This window comes from Nocardioides sp. Iso805N (assembly GCF_000364605.1).
In the GTDB taxonomy this organism is placed as follows: Bacteria; Actinomycetota; Actinomycetes; order Propionibacteriales; family Nocardioidaceae; genus Nocardioides.
In genome coordinates, this window is the sequence record NZ_KB822575.1 from 697,466 (window position 1) to 719,272 (window position 21,807).

General features: G+C 70.0%; 17 protein-coding genes. 3 read left to right on the top strand and 14 right to left on the bottom strand.

Features of this window, described 5'->3' with window-relative positions; genetic code table 11:
• Positions 1–5 precede the first annotated feature (5 nt).
• A complete protein-coding gene (locus H036_RS25115; RefSeq protein WP_157416964.1) occupies positions 6–596 on the top strand; it encodes a DUF3558 domain-containing protein in 591 nt (196 codons plus the stop codon).
• A 101-nt stretch (positions 597–697) separates the two neighbouring features.
• Here the strand turns inward: H036_RS25115 and zwf are convergent, their stop codons facing one another.
• The 8 genes from zwf to H036_RS0103350 all read right to left on the bottom strand — a co-directional run bounded on the left by zwf (position 698) and on the right by H036_RS0103350 (position 10,581).
• Positions 698–2,152: a glucose-6-phosphate dehydrogenase gene (gene zwf, locus H036_RS0103315; RefSeq protein WP_017933352.1), complete on the bottom strand. Its 1,455-nt coding sequence runs from the start codon at positions 2,150–2,152 to the stop codon at positions 698–700.
• Between the two features lie 64 nt (positions 2,153–2,216).
• The gene (locus tag H036_RS0103320) at positions 2,217–2,627 is read right to left on the bottom strand and encodes a VOC family protein (RefSeq protein ID WP_017933353.1); all 411 of its coding nucleotides are present in this window, start codon (positions 2,625–2,627) and stop codon (positions 2,217–2,219) included.
• 13 nt (positions 2,628–2,640) lie between these two features.
• Entirely contained in the window at positions 2,641–3,834 is a 1,194-nt protein-coding gene (locus H036_RS21700) for an anthranilate synthase component I family protein (protein ID WP_017933354.1), read from the bottom strand.
• Complete coding sequence (locus H036_RS0103330; protein WP_232421786.1) at positions 3,831–4,388, bottom strand: anthranilate synthase component II; 558 nt, start codon at positions 4,386–4,388, stop codon at positions 3,831–3,833. The genes H036_RS21700 and H036_RS0103330 overlap by 4 nt, the downstream gene beginning before the upstream one ends.
• Positions 4,389–4,392: 4 nt before the next feature.
• A complete protein-coding gene (locus H036_RS0103335; RefSeq protein WP_017933356.1) occupies positions 4,393–6,330 on the bottom strand; it encodes a phenazine-specific anthranilate synthase component I in 1,938 nt (645 codons plus the stop codon).
• A 53-nt stretch (positions 6,331–6,383) separates the two neighbouring features.
• Positions 6,384–8,567 (bottom strand): HelD family protein, encoded by a 2,184-nt coding sequence (locus H036_RS0103340; RefSeq protein ID WP_017933357.1) that lies wholly within the window; start codon positions 8,565–8,567, stop codon positions 6,384–6,386.
• Between the two features lie 111 nt (positions 8,568–8,678).
• The gene (locus tag H036_RS0103345) at positions 8,679–9,458 is read right to left on the bottom strand and encodes an enoyl-CoA hydratase family protein (RefSeq protein ID WP_017933358.1); all 780 of its coding nucleotides are present in this window, start codon (positions 9,456–9,458) and stop codon (positions 8,679–8,681) included.
• A 22-nt stretch (positions 9,459–9,480) separates the two neighbouring features.
• On the bottom strand, positions 9,481–10,581 hold the full coding sequence (locus H036_RS0103350) for a YihY/virulence factor BrkB family protein (protein WP_232421787.1): 1,101 nt from the start codon (positions 10,579–10,581) through the stop codon (positions 9,481–9,483).
• A gap of 140 nt (positions 10,582–10,721) precedes the next feature.
• Between H036_RS0103350 and H036_RS21705 the strand changes: the two genes are divergently transcribed.
• Positions 10,722–11,303: an RDD family protein gene (locus H036_RS21705; RefSeq protein ID WP_017933360.1), complete on the top strand. Its 582-nt coding sequence runs from the start codon at positions 10,722–10,724 to the stop codon at positions 11,301–11,303.
• A 71-nt stretch (positions 11,304–11,374) separates the two neighbouring features.
• Positions 11,375–12,385, top strand: coding sequence for a matrixin family metalloprotease (locus H036_RS0103360; RefSeq protein ID WP_026145740.1), 1,011 nt, complete (start codon positions 11,375–11,377; stop codon positions 12,383–12,385).
• A gap of 38 nt (positions 12,386–12,423) precedes the next feature.
• Here the strand turns inward: H036_RS0103360 and H036_RS24200 are convergent, their stop codons facing one another.
• From H036_RS24200 to H036_RS0103390, 6 genes are all read right to left on the bottom strand, one after another.
• Complete coding sequence (locus H036_RS24200) at positions 12,424–13,143, bottom strand: class E sortase (protein ID WP_017933361.1); 720 nt, start codon at positions 13,141–13,143, stop codon at positions 12,424–12,426.
• Positions 13,140–14,021, bottom strand: a complete 882-nt coding sequence (locus tag H036_RS0103370; protein WP_017933362.1) for a class C sortase — start codon at positions 14,019–14,021, stop codon at positions 13,140–13,142. The genes H036_RS24200 and H036_RS0103370 overlap by 4 nt, the downstream gene beginning before the upstream one ends.
• A gap of 198 nt (positions 14,022–14,219) precedes the next feature.
• On the bottom strand, positions 14,220–15,713 hold the full coding sequence (locus tag H036_RS0103375) for a SpaH/EbpB family LPXTG-anchored major pilin (protein WP_017933363.1): 1,494 nt from the start codon (positions 15,711–15,713) through the stop codon (positions 14,220–14,222).
• A gap of 81 nt (positions 15,714–15,794) precedes the next feature.
• The gene (locus H036_RS24205) at positions 15,795–18,371 is read right to left on the bottom strand and encodes a prealbumin-like fold domain-containing protein (protein WP_017933364.1); all 2,577 of its coding nucleotides are present in this window, start codon (positions 18,369–18,371) and stop codon (positions 15,795–15,797) included.
• Between the two features lie 151 nt (positions 18,372–18,522).
• Positions 18,523–19,698 (bottom strand): acyl-CoA dehydrogenase family protein, encoded by a 1,176-nt coding sequence (locus H036_RS0103385; protein ID WP_017933365.1) that lies wholly within the window; start codon positions 19,696–19,698, stop codon positions 18,523–18,525.
• Positions 19,695–21,800 (bottom strand): ATP-binding protein, encoded by a 2,106-nt coding sequence (locus H036_RS0103390; protein WP_026145741.1) that lies wholly within the window; start codon positions 21,798–21,800, stop codon positions 19,695–19,697. Before H036_RS0103390 ends, H036_RS0103385 begins: the two co-directional genes overlap by 4 nt.
• Positions 21,801–21,807: the final 7 nt, after the last annotated feature.

Below are 21,807 nucleotides of genomic sequence, written 5' to 3' on the forward strand. Positions count from 1 at the left end.
GTGTCGTGTCCGTGCTCTCAGTGCTGCCGTTGGCGGTGCTGCTGGCGGGGTGCGGCGGTTCGTCGAACGACGCCTCGCCCACCGCGACCGGCGCCACGACCGGCGCCACGTCGGGTGCCGCCTCAGGTGCCGCCTCGGGTGCCGCCTCGCCGAGCGCTTCGGCGACCGCCGCTGCCACGTTCAACCCGTGCGACAGCCTCTCGGCCGCGAAGATCTCCCAGGCCCTCGGTGAGAAGCTGACGATCAGCAAGGGCACCGCCGCGACGCCGCGCTGCGCCCTGCTGCCGGCCAAGAAGAACGGCCCCACGTTCGTGATGTCCTACCTGTTCTTCGACGGCGGGCTCGACGCCGCCTGGAAGACGCTGACCGACAAGCCGGCCGGCACGGTCACCGAGCCGGAGGTGCCCGGCGCGGACGCGGCCAAGCTGGTCGTGCAGCGCAAGAAGAGCGGCTACGTCGTCTCCGCGTTCCTGCAGAACGGCAGCCTCATCCAGTCGCTCAACGGGGTCGCGCTTCCGCCGTACGACGCCAAGGGCATGGCGCGGGCGACGACGGAGATCCTGGCGCAGCTGTCCGCAGGGGCTCCCGCGAGCTGAACGACGGTTTTGCCCCCTGAGGGTCAGAACCGAACGTTGACGGGCAATGCTTTGCCCCCCAGCCATCGGTTCTGACCCCTGGGGGTCAAGACCGCCGGACCTCAGCCGCGCCGGTTGGTCGTCGTGGGCGTTTCGCGCCACGACCGCTCGAACGGTAGCCGCCAGGCGTGCGGCGCGATCAGCTGGTGGATCGCGTTGGGCCCCCACGAGCCGGGCGCGTAGAGCCGCACCGGCGGTGGGTTGTCGAGCAGCGGCTGGGAGACCTCCCACAACGTCTCGATGCCCTCGGCGCTGGTGAACAGTGTGTGGTCGCCGCGCATGGCGTCGTGGATCAGCCGCTCGTAGGCCTCCAGCACGCCTGTCGAGGACGACGTCTCGGAGGTGGCGAACTGCATGGAGAGCTTCTCCAGCTTCATGCCCGGACCCGGCCGCTTGCCGTAGAAGGAGAGCGACATCTTCGACTGGTCGGCCAGGTCGAAGGTGAGGTGGTCGGGCCCCTGCGTACCGGCGTTGGAGCCCGCCGGGAACATCGTCAGCGGGGGCTCCTTGAAGGCGATCGAGATGATCCGCGCACCTTCGGCCAGCTTCTTGCCGGTGCGCAGGAAGAACGGCACGCCGGCCCAGCGCCAGTTGTCGATGATCACCTTGAGCGCGATGAACGTCTCGGTGTCGGAGTCGTCGGCGACCTCGTTCTTGCCGCGGTAGCCGGTGTACTGGCCGCGCACCACGTTCTTCGGGTCGATCGGCCGGATGGAGCGGAAGACCTTGTTCTTCTCGTCGCTGATCGGCCCCGGCGCAAGCGAGGTCGGCGGCTCCATCGCCATGAACGCCAGGATCTGCATCAGGTGGGTCACCACCATGTCGCGGTAGGCGCCGGTGCCCTCGTAGAAGGCGGTGCGCCCCTCCAGACCCAGCGTCTCCGGTACGTCGATCTGCACGTGGTCGATGAAGTTCCGGTTCCAGATCGGCTCGAACAGACCGTTGGCGAAGCGGAAGGCGAGGATGTTCTGCGCCGCCTCCTTGCCGAGGAAGTGGTCGATCCGGAAGATCTGCTGCTCGGCGAAGACCTCGTGGATCTTGGCGTTGAGCACCTTCGCCGAGGCGAGGTCGGTGCCGAACGGCTTCTCCATGATGATCCGCGCACGGTCGACCAGGCCGGCCTCCTCGAGCTGCCGGATCACGTCGAGCGCAGCCTTCGGCGGCACGCTGAGGTAGTGCAGGCGGCCGATGGTCCGGCCCAGCGGCTCGAGCTGGCGCTCGGCCTCGCGGACCCTGTCGGCCAGGGCGTGCGGACCCAGGCCGGTCGGCACGTAGGCGAGCATCTTCTCGAACGGGGCCCAGCGCTTGTCGGTCACCTCGCCCTTGCCGAACTCCTCACACGCCTGGCGTGCCAGCTTGGCCCACTGCTCGGTGTCGATCTCCTCCAACGAGGTGCCGACGATCATCGCGTCGCGCAGCAGCCCGGCCTCGAAGAGCCGCAGCAGGCCGGGCAGCAGCTTTCGCTTGGCCAGGTCTCCTGTCGCCCCGAAGAGCACGATGACGTGCGGCTGCTCCATGTCTTCCACGGTAACCATCGCTGTTGCCTGCCTACTTCTCGCGTCGGAAATCATCGGGTGAACCTCACAGGTCCTGTTCGGGCCAGGCGAACAGACAGAAGGTGTGGCCGCTCGGGTCGGTGTAGACCCGTAGCGGCTCCAACTCGTCGTCGCTCCGGTCCATCCGCACCTCGGCTCCCAGGCTCAGTGCGTGCTGGTGCTGCGCCTCCAGCTCCTCGACGCTGTCGAGAAGGAAGTCGAGGTGGAACTGCTGTGGCACGGTCGGGTCCGGCCAGGTCGTCGGCGTCACCGACTCGGCTCGCTGGAAGGAGAGGCGCTCACCCCCTGGACCGACGATCGATCGCCAGTCCTGGTAGTCCTCCGCCCCGACCTCGAAGCCGTCGGGGTAGCTCCACCCCAGCAGCGCGCGGTAGAACTCCGCGAGCTGCGGCACGTCCGTCGTGTCGAGCACGACATTGCGCAGGTGGATTCCCATAGCGACAAGATTGTCACAGGCCCAAGGCGTTGAGGAGCCGCGCCGCCTTCCAGCACGTCTCGGCGTACTCCTCCTCGACGTCGCTGTGCACCGTGACCCCGCCACCGGTGCCCAGCGTCCAGGTGCGGCCGTCCGGGCTGGTCATGCTGCGGATGACCACGCCGAGGTCCGCCGCGTCGCGGGTGAGCCAGCCGAAGACCCCGGCGTACGCGCCTCTGGGGGTGGCCTCCAGCCGATCGATCAGCTCCATCGTGCGCAACTTGGGAGCGCCCGTCATCGAGCCGGCCGGGAAGAGGGCGTGTACGGCATCGAGAGCGTCCAGGCCGGGGCGGAGGGCACCGCGCACGGTGGTGACGAGTTGGTGGACGCTGGCATAGGACTCGACCGCCATCAGCGCTGGCACCTCGACCGTCCCGGGCTCGCAGACCTGGGAGAGGTCGTTGCGCAGCAGGTCGGTGATCATCAGGTTCTCGGCGCGGAAGCGCGGGTCGGTGCGCAGCCGTTCGGCGTTGGCCGCATCCTCCTCCGGCGTCGAGCCGCGTGGCGTGGTGCCCTTGATCGGCTTGGTCTCCACGACACCGTCGCCGATCCGGGCGTAGCACTCCGGGCTCGCGCTGATCAGCCAGGCGCTCGCGCACCGGACGCCGGGGGTGTCGTGCACGAGCATTCCGGCGTACGACGTGGGCTCCAGCGCCGACCAGAGCTCGCCGGGGGTGCGGCTGGTGGTGCCGGCGATGCGGTAGGTCAGGTTGGTCTCGTAGGTGTCGCCGGCGTGCAGTGCCTCCTGCACCTGGGCGAACGCTTCGCGGTAGGTGCCCGGGGCTCGGTCGGCGGTTTTGACCCCTGGGGGTCCAACCCGAAGGCTGGGGGGCAAAGCTTTGCCCGACAACGTGCGGTTTTGACCCCTGGGGGTCAAAACCGCCGACCCCTCGCACAGCACCAGCACCGCATCCGGAACACCCGCCGAGGGCCGCGCGGGCAGGTCACGGCGGCAGGCGTAGCCGAGGTAACCGGCGGCCGTCAGGCCCTGGTCGAGAAGCCCACGCAGCACCACCCATACGTCGTCGCCGACCACCTCGGTGACGACACCGCCGGCACCGCTGGCTCGATGCAACCGCACCTCACCCGCGGCGGCGGAGTAGGTCAGCGACAGCTCCGCCTCGAAGCGCCGGCCGGCGACCTCGACCCAGCGGTCGGGAGCGCTCATCGCACACCGGCGAGGAAGTTGGCGACGATGGCCGCGCCGTACTCGGACAGGATCGACTCGGGGTGGAACTGCACGCCCTCGAACGGCAGCTCGCGGTGTCGCACGCCCATCACGGTGCCATCCTCAGCGCGCGCCGAGACCTCCAGCGCAGGCGGTACCTCGACGGCGGCGAGGGAGTGGTAGCGGATCGCCCTCATCGGGGACGGTACGCCGTAGAACACCCCGCGGCCGTCGTGCGACACCACGGCGACCTCGCCGTGCGCCGGTCGTACGCGCTCGACCCGGCCGCCGGCCGCGACGACGATCCCCTGCATGCCCAGGCAGACGCCGAGCACCGGCCGATCCGCGGCGGCGAGGACCGCACGGCCCACGGCGAAGTCGTGCGGGTCATCGGGCCGTCCGGGGCCGGCCGAGAGCAGCACGTGGGTGAAGTCCGCCAGATCCGCGAGGCCGACCTCGTCGTGCGGGACCACGTCGGGCAGCGTGCCGGTGACGGCGGCGACCAGGTGAGCCAGGTTCTGGGTGTAGGAGTCGTGGTGATCGATCACCACCACTCGCTCAGTCGAGGAGGAGCCCACTGACGAGGTCGTGCAGGATGTCGTATCCGCGCTCGGTCAGGATCGACTCCGCGTGGAACTGGATGCCGCGGTAGTGCGGCCCGCTGATCGCGTGGATGTCGCCGGTCTCGGGGTCCGCGTCGACGCTGACGCCCTCGGGCAGCTCCGCGTCCCCCGCTCGTCCTGAGCCTGTCGAAGGGACGCGGCCCACGAACGTGTTGTAGAAGCCCACCCGCTCGGTCCGCCCGGCCAGCCGCACCGGCGACTGCGTGCCCTGGAAGACGATGTCCTTGTAGTGCAGGCCGATGCCCAGCCGGTGGCACAGCGCCTGGTGACCGAGGCAGACCGCCAGGAACGGCTTCTTCGCGGCCAGCAGCTCGTCGACGGCGGCACGCAGCTGCGCCATCTTGGGGTCGGCGTCGTCGCGCGGGTCACCCGGACCGGGGCCGACGATGACCAGGTCGGCACCGTCGAAGGCGCCGGGGCGGTAGTCCTCGTGCCGGACCACGGCCGAGGTCATCCCGAGCACGCCGAGGATGTGGCGCAGCATGTTCACGAAGTCGTCCTCGCCGTCGAGGATGACCACGTGCTTGTCGCGCAGCCGCGGGTCGGGCGCGGAACCGCGCTGGTCCGCGAGCCAGAACGACGAGAGCCGCCGGTTGCGGGCGTTGAGCTCGATCAGCACGTCCTCGTCCACCACCAGCTCGGCCACGTTGACGGTCGAGGCGGGTGCGGGCGCGACCAGGCCGAACGCACCGAGGATGCCGCCCGCCTTGGCATGGGTCTCGGCGACCTCGTAGGCCGGGTCGCTGTCGCGCACCAGCGTGGCGCCGGCGCTGACCTTGAGCCGGCCGTCGAGGGAGACGTCGGCGGTGCGGATGACGATCGGGCTGTCGACCACCGGCTCACCGGCATCGTCGCGACCCAGGATCGCCAGCGCGGCGCCGTAGTAGCCGCGGCCCTCGGGCTCGTAGGCCTTGATCAGCCGGCAGGCGTTCTCGACGGGCGACCCGGTGACGGTGGCGGCGTACATCGTGTCGCGCAGGATCTCGCGCGGGTCGCGGGTCGAGCGGCCGGCCAGGAGGTACTCGGTGTGGATCAGCCGCGACATCGGCTTGAGGAACGGCCCGAGCACCTGGCCGCCCTCGGTGCAGATGTCGCACATCATCTTGAGCTCCTCGTCGACGACCATGAAGAGCTCGTAGATCTCCTTCTCGTCGCGGAGGAAGTCCAGCAGCTGCGGCTTGAGCTCGCCGGCGGCCTGTGCTCTCGCGGGAAGGCGGAACGTCCCCGAGATCGGGTTCATCCGTACGTCGCCGCCACGCACGGAGACGTGTCGCTCCGGCGAGGCGCCGATCAGGTAGCGGTCGCCGGTGAAGAAGACGTAGGTCCAGTAGGCACCGCGCTCGCGCTCGAGCAGGCGACGGAAGACCGCGAGGGCCTTGGCCGTGTCCCAGTCGGCGACGGTCGCACGGTAGTGACGGCCGATGACGAGGTTGGCGCCCTCGCCCTGACCGATCTCGTCCTCGATGATGCCGCGGACGATCTTCTCGTACTCCTCGTCGGTGGTCTCGAACCCACCGCGGTCGGTGAACTCCACCGGCTGCTCGTCGATCGCCGCGATCACCTCGGCGACGCTGAACTCGTGCTCCTCGGCGATGTCCACCACGACCAGCGGCGTACCGTCGTCGTGCGCCTCGAAGCCGCGCTCGGCCACCTGCCGGAACGGGACCGCCACCAGCCGATCGGCCACGTGGCCGTCGTTCGGCGTACCTGTCTCGAGGGGGACGTCGAGGATCGAGTCGGCCTCCCAGCGCGTGCCGCCGATGATGCCGACGGTGTCGCGGTCGCCCGCTCGGGTGGAGCGTCGGATGATGGCCCACGCCTCGTGCCCTGTGATCGCCTCGATCGCGGTCCGGGCATCAGTGTGGGTCGTCATGGGGCAAGGCTAGGCGACCGCGTCGGGCGGGGTCACATGCCGTCCATGGGGGGTCACGAGATCGTCGTCAGCAGCTGGGTGGCCCGCGTCAGCACGACGTAGAGCGTCGCCCTACCGGTCGGGGACTCGTCCTCGATCTCCTGCGGCCGCACCACGACGATCGCGTCGAACTCCAGCCCCTTGGTGTCCAGCCCGGTGAGCACCACGATCCGGTCCTCGCCACTGGGCACCGACTGGGCGTCGCGGGCCGCGGCCACGGCACCGGGCGCGTGCGCGGCGACCTCCGGCCAGGAAGCGAGCCAGCCGTTGACCTCGCCACGACGGGCCACCGAGACCACGATGCCGACGGTGCCCGAGACCGCACCGGCGAGCCGGACGACCTCGGCGCGGACGGCCGCCTCGAGATCGGGTACGTCGACCAGCTCCACCGGCGGCTCACCCGTCGAGCGGACCGCCGTCGGCAGGTCGGCGTCGAGCCCCACCCGGGCCGCGTAGGCCGCGGCGTACTCGTAGATCTCGGCGCTGTTGCGGTAGTTGGTCGAGAGGTGGAACTCGTGCACGACCTTGCCCTCGAGCGCTGTCGCGCGCGCCTCGGCCGCCTCGGCCGGGATCGGCCACGACGACTGCGCGGGGTCGCCGACGATCGTCCACGAGGCGGTGCGGCCGCGCCGGCCCACCATCCGCCACTGCATCGGCGTGAGGTCCTGCGCCTCGTCGACGAGGACGTGCGCGAAGGGGTCGTCGTCGATCCGGTAGGACGGCGGCCGCCAGCCCGGGCCGGTCGCGAACTCGCGGTCCGAGGCCGTCATCAGCTCCGCGACGTTGATGCCCAGCTCCTCGTCGCGCTCGTCCACCGCCGCCTCGGGCACGTCGCCGATCGCGTAGCGCAGCTCGTCGAGCAACGGGATGTCGTCGATGGAGAGGTCCAGCCCGGCCGGACCTGACGAGCCCCACGACTTGACCAGCAGCGCCTGCTCGTCACTGGCCAGGATCCCGTCCGAGACCCGGGCGAGCAGCTCGGGCTCGACCAGCCACCCCAGCACGGTGCGCGCCTCGAGCGGCGGCCACCAGGCGTGCACGAAGTCGAGGAAGGTGGCGTTGTCGAGCATCTCGTCCTCGAACGCCTCCTTGCCGCGCTCCCGCCCCCGCTCGCCGCGGACCTGCCGCCAGAGCGCGTCGAGGAGCGCCTGCGGCACCCGTCGGATCTGCTGGTTGCGTCGGCCGCCGCCCATGAGCTGGCGCCGCAGCTGACTGAGCTTGCCCTGGTTCAGGGTGAGGACGTCGTCGCGGTAGAAGATCCGGAACTCGGTCGGCGAGCCGGGCACCTGCTGGCGGGCCGTACGCCGCAACACCTCGGCCATCCGAGCCGAGCCCTTGATCTCGGCCACGGCGGGCTCGTCGTGCCGCGTCGCCCGGACGCCGTCGACGACCTCACCGAGCGAGCGCAGCGCGACGGCCGTCTCACCGAGCGAGGGCAGCACCCGGGCGATGTAGTTCATGAACACGCCGGAGGGCCCGACGACGAGCACGCCACCGGTCTCGTACTTCCGCCGGTCGGTGTAGAGCAGGTAGGCGGCACGGTGCAGCGCGACCACGGTCTTGCCGACGCCGGGGCCGCCGGAGATCGAGACCACTCCCTTGGCAGGCGCGCGGATCGCCTTGTCCTGCTCGGCCTGGATGGTGGCGACGATGGAGTGCATGGTGCGGTCGCGAGCTCGGGAGAGCTGCGCCATCAGCGCGCCCTCGCCGATGATGGGCAGCTCGGCCTCGCCGGGCCACGCGGCGTCGTCGAGCAGCTCGTCCTCCACGCCGACGACCGTGCGGCCCTCGTTACGCAGCACCCGACGGCGTACGACGCGCTGCGGCTCGGCGGCGGTGGCCTGGTAGAACACCGCAGCCGCCGGCGCGCGCCAGTCGATCAGCAGGGAGTCGCGGTTCGCGTCGCGCAGCCCGATGCGGCCGATGTAGCGGGGCTCGGGGTCGAGCTCCGGGTTCATGTCAAGGCGGCCGAAGACCAGCCCCTCGTGGGCCGCGTCGAGCTGGGCGATGCGACGCGCGGCCTGGAACACCATCGCATCGCGCTCCACCAGACCGCCCTCGTGGCCCAGCCGGCCACGTGCCTGTCCCTCCGCGGCCAGCTCCTGCGCGGCTCGCGCCGACTCCTCCAGCTGGACGTAGACCCGGTCCACGAACTGCTGCTCGTGGCCGATCTCCTGCTGGACCAGATCCTCACTCAACGCTGTGTTCCCCACGTCTCGCGCCATCGCCGCCCGGTCGCGGACGGCAAGCAGAAGACTCTACCGGCAGAGGCTGAGTGATGGCTCATCACGGTAGGAAAGTGGCCGGTGCTACTTCCCGCGCGAGAGGAACGCCAGCATCGCCGCGCGGGCCGCGTCGGAGCCGAACAGCCGCGCGGAGAGCTGGGTGACGTCCTCGGCGTGGGCGTCGATGGTGGCGAGCAGGTCGCGGTTGAGCAGCCGCTTCGTCTCCCGGAGTCCCTGCGACGAACCGGTGGCCAGCTCGGCGCACACGCGGGCGACCTCCGCGTCGAGCGCGTCGGGCGCGACGACGCCGGTCACCAGACCCATGGCCATCGCATCGGCGGCGCCGAACCTCTCCCCGGTCAAGAAGGTGTACGCCGCGGCACGCGACGTCAGCCGCGGCAGCACCGTCAACGAGATCGCCGCGGGCGCCAGGCCGAGCTTCACCTCGGTGAGCGCGAAGCTGGCCGCCTCGGACGCGATCGCGATGTCCGCGGCTGCCACCAGGCCGATCCCCCCAGCCCTGACCGCACCCTGCAGGCGGCAGACCACCGGCTTGGAGTGGCTCACGATGGCCCGCTGCAGCCGCACGATCGCGCGCGGCCCCTCCGTGCTGTGTCCAGCGCCAGGGGAGGCCGCCGATGCCTCCGAGAGGTCGGCCCCGGAGCAGAAGACGGTGCCGGTCGCCGCCAGCACGACCACCCTGACGGCGTCGTCGTTCTCCGCGCGCTCCAGCCGCTCGTACAGCTCGCCGACCAGCTGTGCCGAGAGCGCGTTGCGGTTGTGCGGTGAGTCCAGCGTGACGGTGGCGATGGCGTCGGCCACCTCGTAGTGGACCAGCTCAGGCCGTACGGACTGCTCAGTCATCCCTGCACCGTAGCGGGGAGGCTCAGGCCTCGGGCTCCTCGTCCTGATCGGGAAGATGCGGGTTGTCGGCGAAGTCGTCGTGCCGGATCCTGATCCGGCGCGTCTTGGCCAGCCAGGACGGGTCCATCACGATCTCATGGGTGTGGCCGTCGCGACCGTCGAAGGTGACGGCCACCGTCTCGAAGCCCTTGTGCCGCTGCATCAGCGCATAGCCGGCGTACGCCCGCCGATCGGCCTCGGTCAGGTCCACCCGATCGGTGAACGGGGTCAGCAGCGCCCGCGGCCACAGTCGCCGGGCGATGACGACGTTGACCTCGATGCCGAGCACACCCATCACGGAGCCGATGTAGAGGAGACCGATCAGACCCAGGACCAGCGCGAAGGTCTGGTTCATCCCGCCGCTGGTCGCCTGGATGACGTGCTCGACGTAGTAGGCGCCGATCCACTGCAGGAACTGCCACATCAGCGCCAGCGTGAACGCTCCAGGAGCCGCGTTGCGTAGCGGGTGGTCACGCGTGGTCGCCAGCCGGAACAGCAGCGTGAGCATGCAGCCGATGATCAGGAACGACCCGAGCTGGATCGCCCAGCGCAGCCATTCGGTGCCGTGTGAGCCGATCACGTTGGTGTGCGAGCCGACGGTCGCCAGCACCGAGACGCCGAGCACGGCGAAGCCGGCGGTCGCCAGCAGGACCAGCGAGCGCAGTCGCAGCAGGAACGGGTTGGGCCGGCTGTTGCGCGGCACCGACCAGGCCGTGTTGACGGTGTTCTGGATCGCCTGGCCCAGCCCCATCGCGCCGTACGTCGCGGTCAGGGCGCCGAAGACGATCGCACTCGTCGAGCCGTGCAGCTCCTTGCGGCCCAGCTCGTCGCCGATGATCGGAAACTGCCGTAGTGCGGAGTTCAGCACCTCCTCCTGCAGGTGCGGATTGCCCTGGAGCAGGAAGCCGAGGATCGAGGACCCGAGCAGGAGCAGCGGGAAGATCGCGATGAAGGCGTAGTAGGTGACGATCGCGGCCAGGTAGTTGCCCTGGTCGTCGAAGAACTTGTAGATCACGCCGAGCGGGAACGACACCGGAGTGAACTGCCGCTGTGCGCGGTCCAGTGTCTGCACCACCCCCGCCACGGGAGCAGGTTAAGCGCTATAGGGCACCCCGCCCTAGCCGCGCGGCGGAGTGGCGCTCCGGCACCGGGAATCCGGGGACGCCTTGCGGCTGCCCGAGTACGCCGACAGGGTGGGAATGATCAGCACACGAGGGGGACCAGATGAGCTACCAGACACCACCACCAGATCCGTACGCCTACCAGCCTGCGCCGCAGCCGCCCATGGCCCAGCCGCCGGTCTACGGCTATCCGGTCGAGCTCCCGCGGGCGGCGTACGCCTCCTGGATCAAGCGGGTCGCGGGGCGTCTGCTCGACGGGCTCTTCGAGCTACTGGCGGCCATTCCCATGCTGATCGGTCTCGGGGTCCTGTTCGGGACGGCCGACTATCACACCGAGTCCGACGGCACCGACAGCATCCACATCACCCACGCCGGCGGCACGATCGGGATCGTGCTCATCGGGGCCGGGTTCATCTTCATGATCGCCTTCGGCATCTGGAACGTCTTCGTCCGCCAGGGCCACACCGGCTACACCCTCGGCAAGAGCGTGGTCGGGATCAAGCTGGTCAAGCAGTCGACCGGCCAGCCGATCGGCGCCTGGCTGTCCTTCGGGCGCCAGATCCTGCACACCGTCGACGGCGCGCTGCTCTACCTCGGTTGGCTGTGGCCGCTGTGGGATCGCAAGCGGCAGACCTTCGCCGACAAGATCGTCGAGACGGTGGTGCTCAACACGCCGAAGCGGTAGCGCGCAGCGACTGACGTCGCGGCTCACCTGACGGCAGCGCGTGCCGATGGGGCGGCGAAAGGAGTCGCCCCATGCCTCGCCGCCGCACGACGTACGCCGCCGCCGTCCTCGCCACGCTCGTCCCATTGGTGTCCGGGCTCCTGGTCGAGCCACCGCGAGCAGCGGTGGCCGCGGTCGGCGCCACGCAGCACCGGGTGGCGGTCAGTCTGACCGCCGTATCGGGCAGGGTGCGGCTGAACCGGCACGCGGGCATCTCAGGGACCGTCACCGACGTCGGCACCGGCCAGCCGCTCCCGCGCGTACGGGTCACCCTGCAGCTGCGCAGCCGGCACGGCTGGGCGACGCCGCCCGGCGCCACCGGCCTCACCGGCCCCGGTGGCCGGTTCGCGATGAGCGCTCCGACGTACTTCTACGGCCGCCACTCCTTCCGCGTGCTGGTCTCGGCACAGACGAACGGACGCGACGCCGTCGTCGTACCCGCTGCATCGCCGGTGCGGTCGGTGAACGTGCCGGTGCCCTATCCGGCCGCTGGGCGGGCGGGCGCGAGACGACTCAGCGGGAGTCGCTTCGATCCTTGCACGCCGATCCCCTACCGGATCAACTACGCCGGAGCGCCGCGCAATGCCCGGCACCTCGTCACGGTCGCGCTGGCGAAGGCACGCGCCGCCTCGGGCCTCACCTTCGTCTACGCCGGCTCCTACTCCGGCGTCCCCTTCAGCGGTCGACACAACAACGGGCTGCCCGCGCGCGGGATCGGGTTCGCCTGGGCGACGTCGCGCCAGGTCAGCGGACTGGCCAGCGGCGCGGTGGGGTTCGGCGGTGGTGGCTGGGCGGTCAACGACCAGCAGATCACGTCGGGTGTGGTGATCGACCGGACGTACCACTTCCACAAGGGCTGGACCGGGCCGAACTCGATCGGCGGCCTGCTCCTGCACGAGCTGGGTCATGCTCTCGGGCTGGAGCACGTCAAGGACCGCCACCAGGTGATGTACCCGCTCGATGTCGGGGCACCGAGCGGGAACTACAACCGCGGAGACATCAGCGCACTGCAGCGGATCGGGCTCGATGCCGGCTGCCTGTGACCGGGCCAGGCGGCGCGGCCGCCCCGCCGTCGGCGCCGTCAGCGTCGGGCCGCACGCTCCTCGCGGTCCGAGGACTGGCCAGGCAAGGTGGACGCGCTCGACGCGACGCTGCGCTCGAGGACTCCGAAGGCGATCATCCGGTTGTCGGTGTGGAACAGCTCGGCACACGTCGTCAACGTGATGAGGTGCTCCCCGGGTCGTTGCGGCGGCTCGACCCCGCCCTGCGGGTTGTGCGGGAGGGACGTGGTCACCCACCTCGTGGTCATCGGAACGACCAGATCGGCCCCACCCGTGACCAGTCGGTAGTCGTAGGTCCGGTCGCGCGTGACGATCCTGATCAGATCACCGACCCGAAGCTCGGGCATGTCACGCAACGGCTCACCGTGGGTCACGCGGTGGGCGGCAAGGGCGTAGTTGCCGACCTGACCCGGTCCCGCCGAGCCCGGGAAGTGGCCGTACCCGACGGCGAGGACGCTGCTGTCGGTCCCCTCGAAGACCGGCACCTTGTAGTCCGACCCGAACCGCGGGATCTCCACGATCGCGTCGGCGCGTCCGAACCGCGTCCTCACCTCGGCGGTCTTCGTCGTCGTCCACCCGGTGTCGATCTGCTGCAGGGCCTGCTCACGATGGTGCACCGAGACCCAGGTCGTGCCCCAGAACTGCCAGGCGACGTAGGACAGCAGACAGACGCCGACGAGGACGGCCGTCGCTCCCGTCCAGAACCCACCGCGACGCCATCGGTCGCCGTACGCGCTCATGACGTCGCCTTCGCCGGCGCGACCGACGTGCGCCGAACGCCCAGGGGGCTCGTGAGGAGGAGCAGGACGAGGAGCCCACCTGCGCCTTCCAGGGCCCACCAGGGGAAGCCGACGTGCGGGCGGCCGGTGACCACCGCGGACTGCTGCGCGGCGGCCGCGGCGGGCGGGACGCGCACGCCTCGCACCAGCAGACGATGCGAGTTCACGCCGATGGGTGTGCAGGTGACGAGGGTGAGGTAGTCCTTGCCGGGCGTCGGAGCGAGTGACTCGGTCTGGCTCGGCAGGACGGTCTTGATCTGGTCGACACGGTAGGTGAGCGTCTGGTCGAGCACCGTCACGGTGATCTCGTCGCCGAGCTTCGCCTTGTGGAGGTTCGTGAACAACGTCGAACCGACGATGCCGGAATGGCCGGTCAGCACGCTGTGCGTGCCCGCCCCGCCGACAGGGAGCGCGGTGCCGTAGAGATGGCCTACGCCGCGGTCGAGGGTCTCCGCTGCCGTGCCGTGGAAGATCGGGAGGCTGACGCCGATCGACGGTACGGCGACGACACCCATCATGGACTCCGGACCGACATCGAGGGTGCGGAGGTAGTCGTCGACCTGGGCTCCCTGGGCTGTCTGCCTACCCGCCCCCGACGCGCTGTAAGGGTCTTGCAGTGGGCCGGCCGGCAGATGCTCGTTGTAGTCGTGCGCCGCCTGCAGCATCTCCTGGATACGTGCCGGCGGCAGCGAATGGACGGTGTCGACGTAGGCACCCACCGTGGCTGCGTGCGCGCGGTCGGAGAACCAGGTCGCCGCACCCGGATACAGCAGGACACCGAGACCGGCGGCGGCGATCAGGACGACGAGTGCGCGCCGGATCGTCCAGGCGGTGAACATCGTCCATCGACTCCATAAGGATCGATGGCGCCCGCTCACACGCCGCGGCGGTGAGCTGATCACCTGACTGGTCACGGTGTGTGGCTTTCTCTTCGTGGTGAGGGGGAAGGGCCACGCTGAGGGGCGGGGACGACAACCCGAAGTCGTCGCCCCCACCCGGGCGCCAGCGGCGCCCTCAGCGGGCCGTGATGCTCTCGATCAGGCGGTGGCGCGCTTGCGCGTCGCGCCGATCACCAGGGCACCGAGGAGGAGCAGACCGCCACCGAGGTAGATGAACAGGCCACCCGGACCACCGGTGAACGGCAGGGTGAAGCCGGCGTTGGCGGGCATGTTCTTCACGGTCAGGTCGACACCGACGGCGCTGGTCGCAGCGGTGACGTCGAACTTGATCGGGTCGGCCAGCAGCTCGTAGCCGGCGGGCGCCTTGACCTCCTCCAGCCAGTAGTCCTGGTACCCCGTGGCCCCGGGGGCGACGGTCGCGCCGTTGGCGTAGTCGGAGTAGCGCAGACCGGAGATGGTCACCGTGCCGTCGGCGCCGGCGGTGAAGGTGGTCGCTCCGCCGAGTGAGATCGGGTTCGTGCCTGCCTCGGCGTCGGCCTGGGAGGCGTAGACGCTGAAGACCGCGCCGGGAAGGGCGGTGCCACTGCCGTTGGTCTTCAGCACCGTGATCGAGCCCCACTTGGTGTCCACCGGCGGGCTGACGACGGGGCCACCGGGCTGACCCGGAGTCACGCTGTAACTGCCCTGGTTCGGGTAGAGCACGGCGGTGTTGGCGATGTCGCCGACCGCGTTGACGGTGGTGCCGACCTTGACGACGACCTGGCTGGTGTTGTGCGCAGCGAGGATGGCGCGGCCCGAGGCAGTGAACTCCACGGTGACGGTGTTGGTGGCGGAGTCGAGGGTGGCCGTGTAGTCGGTGCCCTTGACCAGCGTCGTCCCGTCGGCGAGCGTGGCGGTGGCGTTCACGTAGGTGAGCTTGGTGTCGAGCTTGTCGGTGACCTTGTAGCCGTCGATCGAGGACACGTTCGGGATGTCCGCGTTGACCGTCCAGGTCACCGTGTCGCCCAGCTTCACAGCGCTCTGGTCGGTGACGGTCTTGGTGACGTTCGTGACCGCGTTCTTCGGGTAGACGTTGACGTTGTAGAGCCACGCGTTCTCGTTGGTCGGGTCGGTCAGCGGCACCGACACCAGGAACGGCGCGGACGGCGTAGCACCGGCCGGCCAGGAGGTCTCGCTGACCAGGTAGAGACCCAGCGGGAGAGCGCTCAGCGACGCCGAGCCGTCAGCACCGGTGGTGACCGGCGAGCCGGAAGCGGTGCTGAGACCGTAGCCGGCGCTCGTGATCGAGCCGGAGGCGTTGGCCGGGTTGAAGGTGCCGCTCAGGGTGTTGGCGTTCTGCCAGCCCTGGTTGGTGGTCAGGTCGATCCCGGTGACCTGCTGGACGCTGAAGACCACGCCAGCGATCGGGGTCAGGCCGGTGGTGTCGACCGCGGTGCCGTTGTGGGCAAGTGCGGTCGGGCTGTCAGGCGTGGCGAACTTGTGGATGTTGATGGAGCCGGTCTTGGTCGAGTCGGGCAGCGACTGCGACGACGACGCCGCGCCGGCGGGACCGGCCAGGCCGAGCATCGCGAGGCCGATGGCCGCGATCCCGATGAGCAGCACCCGCAGGCGCCCCGTGGTTGCAATGGTCATGCGTGTTTCTCGTCTTTCGGTGAAGAGTTGTGCGTGGTCGATGTCCGGCGCCGACAGGTTGCTCGCGCCGCGATCAGGTGCTTACGTGTCGGTGCGGTGCTTGCCCACCCGCCTCTTCGCCAGGGCGTCGGAGGCCGAGCGACGCCGCAGGATGAGGAGGACCAGACCGGCCGCGATCAGAAGGAGCGCGCCGACGAGCGCGAAGGCCTTCGTCCCGCTGCCACCCGCCAGCGGGAGCGTGAGCGGTTGAGGATCGTGGACGGTGATCTCGGGTGCCCCGCCCGTAGCCGTCCCGAGGGAGGCGGTCGAGTTCGCTCCGCCGACGAGCGTCACGGTGCCGTCGGTCGCGACGGTGAACCGGATCGGCTGAGCAAGGAGCGTGTAGTTGCTCGGAGCAGTGGTCTCGGTCAGCCAGTACGTTCCCGGCAGCAGCCCGGTCATCTTGAACTCGCCGGTCTGTCCCGAGACGGGCTGGACGCCGCTCGCGACGGTCGCGCCGGGCGCACCGCTGGCGTCGGCCTGGAGCTGCCACTGCGAGCCGCCGAGGGAGACGGTGGCGCCGCTCTGGCTCTGACCGACCTTGTGCAGATAGACGTCGGCACGGACGGCCGTGTTCGTGATGGTGCACGAGATCCGGGCGGCGGCGACCGGCGTGATCTGCAGGGACGCGCCGAAGGCGGCGTTGGTGGGCAGACCGGTCTGGATGCCGGAGGCGTCCGTACAGGTGATCGTCTTCGTGTAGTTGGCCAGCGTCGTCGTGCCGGCGGCAGCCTCAGTCAGGTAGTAGCTCGTGCCGGCGGTGGCGGTGACCGCCCCGGTCGTGCCGGATCCGGTGCTGACGGTGCTGCCGGTGCCGGTCGTGGTCGAGTTGGTCAGCGGGTTGGCCACAGGTCCGGTCGCCGAGCCGGTGTGGATCGCCACCGTGAACTGGTCGGTGTCGGCAGCGCGGGCGCTGCCGAGCGCCTTGGTGAGCGTGATCGTGGGCGCCGACGCACTGTTGGTCAGCGTGCAGGTGATGTTGGCGCCGATCGCGGGGGTGATCGCGTTGTTGCCCGTGTAGGCGGCGTTCGTCGGCAGGCCCGTAGTGCGGCCGGTCGAGTCCACGCACGTCAACGTCGCGTTGTAGAGCGATAGGTCGGCGCCGTTGATCCCCGACTCGGTCAGGTAGTAGGTCTTGGTCGAGGTTGCGACGTAGGTGCCGGTCGTGCCGGTGCCGGCGGTGACAGTGGATCCGGTGCCTTGGGTCGTCGCATTGGCGGTGCTGCTGACGACGGCACCCGTGCCGGACCCGGTCCGGATGGCGACGTTGAACTGATCACCGGACTTCGCCCGAGCTGAGCCGAGTGCCTTGACCAAGGTCAGGCGCGGGTAGAGGAACTGGACGGTGCCGGGGTCGCCCGGGAGGAGGCCGGAGAGCGTCATATTGGCCGGATTGGACGGCGAGTTGGTGTAGGTGTTCTCCGTGGCCGAGGTGACGTTGGCGGTGATCGTGCAGGAGGTTTGGTTGAGCCCCAGATCGCCCCCGGTCACCGTGATCGTGGAGCCACCCGTCGTACCGGTCTTGCTCAACGCCGCGCCAGCCTGCTGCGCGCAGGTGCCGCCGAAGGTCGTGTTGGCCAGGGTCAAGCCGGCCGGCAGGTTGTCGACGAAGCCCCAGTCGGTCTTGGCCATCAGCTCCGAGGTGTTGGTGATCGTCAAGGTGAGCACGGAGGTCTGAGTGGGCTCGACCAGGGCCGGCGAGAGAGACTTGTCGACGATCGGGGTCACGTCCACGATCTGCGGCAGGTCGAAAGCGACGTCGTTGCCCGATCCGGTCGTGGTGGCGTTGTAGAGGGATAGGCCGAGGGACACCGTGCCGGGCGGGACCTGGATCGCAGCGGACTGCAGCTTCTGGATCTGGACGTCCCAATTGGTGAGGTCAGTGCACGGATTCAGGCCTGAGCCGAGCACGGTCGACGTGCCCACGCCTGCCGCGTTGTAGGTGATCAGGCTGAACGTCTCGCTCGCCCTGCCTGCGGCGGGGCAGTTCACCTCGGCGAAGTAGGCGGAGACGGCGTAATAGTGACCGGGGATCGCGGTGATCGAGTTGGACTTGGTGGTCTTGAACTCCGTGCCCGCGGCGATGGTGCCCGACGTGGCGTTCGTGTACTCCGAGAGAGCTTGGTTGCTCGCGGCCTGAGTCGCGCTCTGACCCTGCGCCAAACCCAGTTGTTTGGCCATCTGCTGGATCTGTCCCCATCCGGCCGGCTGGTTGTTGGCACAACCTCCATCTCCTGAGGGGAGGGGGGTGGAGGAATTGAGGATCCAGCCGTCGCACTGGTTGCCTGCCGGGGTGTAGGGCGTGTCGGCGGTGTAGGTCTGGTTCGCCGCCGCCGCGCCGCCGGTGTAGTTGAGGATCGAGATCGCCCCGGCGGTCGCGTTCTGGTTGGAGAAGTCCTCGGTGTAGACGGGTGTGCCGGGTGCCGGGACTCGTGCCGCCGCAGGCACCAGGTCGGCGGTGACGCCCTGGGCCGTGCCACCTGGCATGCCAGCGGAGGCGTTCGACAGGATGAACGCAGCGACCACGCCGGCGACCACGAGCAGGTTGAGCGACAGCGTGAACCGACGGCGCGCTGAGCCGAAAACACGGCCTTGCCGCCACCGCAGACGGCCCGACACGACGCGACCAACGTCGCTTAGATGAAACATTCTTCCCCCGATGCACAGCACTGATACATCGGAGAGACGGTGTGCCACGCCGACCATGACGGGACACGTTGAATTCTTTACTGTCGAGCGCTCGCCCGTGTGGAGGTGGCTACCGCCGGGGTCAGTAGGACTTGGGCAACCCGAGGGAGTGCATCGCGACGAAGTTGAGGATCATCTCCCTGCTCACCGGCGCGATCCGCATCACGCGCGAGGCGGCGACCAGCGCTCCCATGCCGTACTCCTGGGTGAGGCCGTTGCCCCCGAAGGTGTGTACGGCGGTGTCGACGGCGAAGCACGAGGCCTCGGCGGCGGCGTACTTGGCCATGTTGGCGGCCTCGCCCGCCGCCAGGTCCTCGCCCGCGTCCACCAGAGCCGCCGCCTTCTGGGTCATCAGCCGGGCCAGTTCGACCTGGATGTGCGCCTGGGCGAGCGGGTGCGCGATCGCCTGGTGCGCGCCGATCGGGGTGGAGAAGACCGTCCGCTCCTGGGCGTAGGCGGCAGCCCTGCCCAGCGCGAACCGAGCCAGGCCGGTGGCGAACGACGCCGCCATCACGCGCTCCGGGTTGAGGCCGGCGAAGAGCTGCACCAGGCCACCGTCCTCGTGCCCGACGAGCGCATCCGCCGGCAGCCGTACGTCGTCGATGAAGACCTGGAACTGCAGCTCCGGCGAGACGAACTCCATCGGGATCGGGGTGAACGTGAACCCCGGCGCGTCGGTGGGCACCACAAAGAGGCAGGGCTTGAGCTTGCCGGTCTTCTGCCCACTCTCGTCGACAGTCTCCGTGCGCGCGACGACCAGCACGTTCTTGGACTCGTCGAGACCGGAGATGTAGATCTTGCGACCGTTCAACACCCAGCCGTCGCCGTCACGGCGCGCGGTGGTGGTGATGTTGTGCGAGTTCGTGCCGGCGTCGGGCTCGGTGATCGCGAAGGCCATCGTCTCGGTGCCGTCGGCGATCCCCGGCAGCCAGTGCTGCTTCTGCTCAGCGGTGCCGTACTTGGCGATCACCGTGCCGCAGATCGCCGGGCTGACGACCATCAGCAGCAGGGGGCAGCCAGCGGCGCCGACCTCCTCCAGCACCGCCGCGACGTCGCCGAGACCGCCCCCACCCCCGCCGTACTCCTCGGGGAGGTTGACGCCCAGGTAGCCGTTCTTGGCCAGCTCCAGCCACAGCTCGGTGGTCTTCTCGCCGGCCCGGGCCTTGGTCAGGAAGTACTCCTGGCCGTACTTGGCGGCCAGCTTCGCGACCGCCTTGCGGAGCTCGACGCGCTCCTCGGACTCGGTGAAGTCGTTCATGCCTGATCCTCTTCCCTGGCGCCTTCGGGCGCTGTGTCCACGACGGCGAGGACTGCCCCGCCGTTGACCTGGTCGCCGACGGCGACGTCGAGCTCGGTGACGGTGCCGGCGTGCGGCGCGGCGATGGTGTGTTGCATCTTCATCGCCTCCAGGACCAGCAGCGGCTGCCCCTCCGCGACCACGTCGCCCACGCCGGCGTGCACCGCGACCACGCTGCCCGGCATGGGTGCCAGCAGCGAGCCGGCGGCGACCCTGTCGGACGGGTCGGTGAACCGCGGCAGCTTGCGCAGCGCGACGTGGCCCAGCGGCGAGTCCACGTCGACGTGGATCCCGTGGGCGTCACTGACGCTGACGTGGAACGTCCGGGCGACCCCCGCCACGGCCAAGGTGACCTCGTCCGGACCTGCCGCCAGCACGACGACGTCGTCGCGGTCGGCATGCTGCGGCACCCGGCCGCCCCACCACCGCACGGCGATCTCCGGCACGTCGTTGGTCGAGCCTGCGCCGCCCTGAGCCTGCCGAAGGGTCGAGACCACGAACGTGGTCAGCTGCGGCTGCGAGGGCACGTTGCGCCAGCCCGCCGGGATCCGCGCGTGGTACGCCGAGGCCGACCGGGCCCTTTCGGCCAGCGCGACCGCAGCCGAGAACGCACCGAGCTGCATCGCGTCCTCGTCGACGGCCGAGAAGCCGGCGACGACGGCCGGGTCGTCGAGCCAGGTGGTGTGCATCCGGCCCTCGAGGAACACCTCACTGCGCAGCAGCCCGACCAGCAGGTCCCGGTTGGTGCGCAGCCCGTGGATCTTGGCGCCTGCGAGGGCACCGGCCAGCCGCCGCGCCGCCTGCTCGCGGGTCGGCGCCCAGCAGATCACCTTGGCGATCATCGCGTCGTAGAACGTGCCGATCTCGTCGCCGGCGACGACGCCGGAGTCGAGCCGCAACCCGCCACCGACCGTCGAGCCTGTCGAGACGAGCTCGAACTCGGCGCTCACGCCCGGGATGTCGAGCGCCGTCAGCAACCCGGTCTGGGGGGCGAAGCCGGCGGCCGGGTCCTCGGCGTAGAGCCGCACCTCGACCGCGTGACCGTTCGGGCTCCCCGGACGCCGAGCTTGTCGAGGCGACTGCCCCTCGACAAGCTCGGGGAACGCCTCACGTCCCTCGGGGAACGCCTCACGTCCCTCGGCCACGGCTAGCTGCAGCTCGACCAGGTCGACCCCGAAGACCTCCTCGGTGACCGGGTGCTCGACCTGGAGCCGGGTGTTCATCTCCAGGAAGAAGAACCGGTCCTTGGCCTGGTCGTAGAGGAACTCCACCGTGCCCGCGCCGCGGTAGTCGATCGCCGCGGCGGCGAGCCGGGCGGCGGTGTGCAGCGCCACCCGGGTGTCGGCGGGCAGACCGGGGGCAGGCGCCTCCTCGATCACCTTCTGGTGCCGACGCTGCAAGGAGCAGTCGCGCTCGCCGAGGACCAGCACCTGGCCGGCGCCGTCGCCGAGGACCTGGACCTCGACGTGGCGCCCGCTCTCGATGAAGGGCTCCACGAAGACGGTGCCGTCGCCGAAGGCGGACTCGGCCTCGGCGCGCGCCTTGGCGATCTCGCCCGGCAGCTCGGCCAGGTCCCGGACGATCCGCATGCCGCGGCCACCACCGCCGGCACTGGCCTTGACCAGGAGCGGCAGGTCGTCGGCAACAGCGGTGTCGGGGGTCAGGTCGCCGAGCACCGGTACGCCGGCGGCAGCCATCAGCTTCTTCGCCTCGACCTTCGAGCCCATCTGCCGGATCGACTCCGGCGAGGGCCCGACCCACGTCAGGCCTGCCTCGATCACGGCGTCCGCGAACTCCGCGTTCTCCGAGAGGAACCCGTAGCCCGGGTGGATGGCGTCGGCACCGGCCGCCCGGGCGGCGGCGATGATCAGGTCGCCGCGCAGATAGGTCTCGGCCGGGGCGTTCCCCGGCAGCCGTACGGCGGCATCGGCGTCCCGCACGAACGGCGCGCGCGCGTCCGCGTCGGAGTGCACCGCCACCGTGCCGATGCCGAGGCGGCGGCAGGAGGCGAAGACCCGGCGAGCGATCTCGCCGCGGTTGGCGACCAGGAGCTTGGTGATCATCACGGCA

What these genes read in the sequence shown, in the direction of transcription:
- H036_RS0103375 (WP_017933363.1), bottom strand. Translation starts at nt 15,713, where the DNA reads ATGACCATTGCAACCACGGGGCGCCTGCGGGTGCTGCTCATCGGGATC.
- H036_RS0103360 (WP_026145740.1), top strand. Translation starts at nt 11,375, where the DNA reads ATGCCTCGCCGCCGCACGACGTACGCCGCCGCCGTCCTCGCCACGCTC.
- H036_RS0103320 (WP_017933353.1), bottom strand. Translation starts at nt 2,627, where the DNA reads ATGGGAATCCACCTGCGCAATGTCGTGCTCGACACGACGGACGTGCCG.
- H036_RS0103390 (WP_026145741.1), bottom strand. Translation starts at nt 21,800, where the DNA reads ATGATCACCAAGCTCCTGGTCGCCAACCGCGGCGAGATCGCTCGCCGG.
- H036_RS0103385 (WP_017933365.1), bottom strand. Translation starts at nt 19,698, where the DNA reads ATGAACGACTTCACCGAGTCCGAGGAGCGCGTCGAGCTCCGCAAGGCG.
- H036_RS21700 (WP_017933354.1), bottom strand. Translation starts at nt 3,834, where the DNA reads ATGAGCGCTCCCGACCGCTGGGTCGAGGTCGCCGGCCGGCGCTTCGAG.
- H036_RS21705 (WP_017933360.1), top strand. Translation starts at nt 10,722, where the DNA reads ATGAGCTACCAGACACCACCACCAGATCCGTACGCCTACCAGCCTGCG.
- zwf (WP_017933352.1), bottom strand. Translation starts at nt 2,152, where the DNA reads ATGGAGCAGCCGCACGTCATCGTGCTCTTCGGGGCGACAGGAGACCTG.
- H036_RS0103370 (WP_017933362.1), bottom strand. Translation starts at nt 14,021, where the DNA reads ATGTTCACCGCCTGGACGATCCGGCGCGCACTCGTCGTCCTGATCGCC.
- H036_RS24200 (WP_017933361.1), bottom strand. Translation starts at nt 13,143, where the DNA reads ATGAGCGCGTACGGCGACCGATGGCGTCGCGGTGGGTTCTGGACGGGA.
- H036_RS0103345 (WP_017933358.1), bottom strand. Translation starts at nt 9,458, where the DNA reads ATGACTGAGCAGTCCGTACGGCCTGAGCTGGTCCACTACGAGGTGGCC.
- H036_RS0103335 (WP_017933356.1), bottom strand. Translation starts at nt 6,330, where the DNA reads ATGACGACCCACACTGATGCCCGGACCGCGATCGAGGCGATCACAGGG.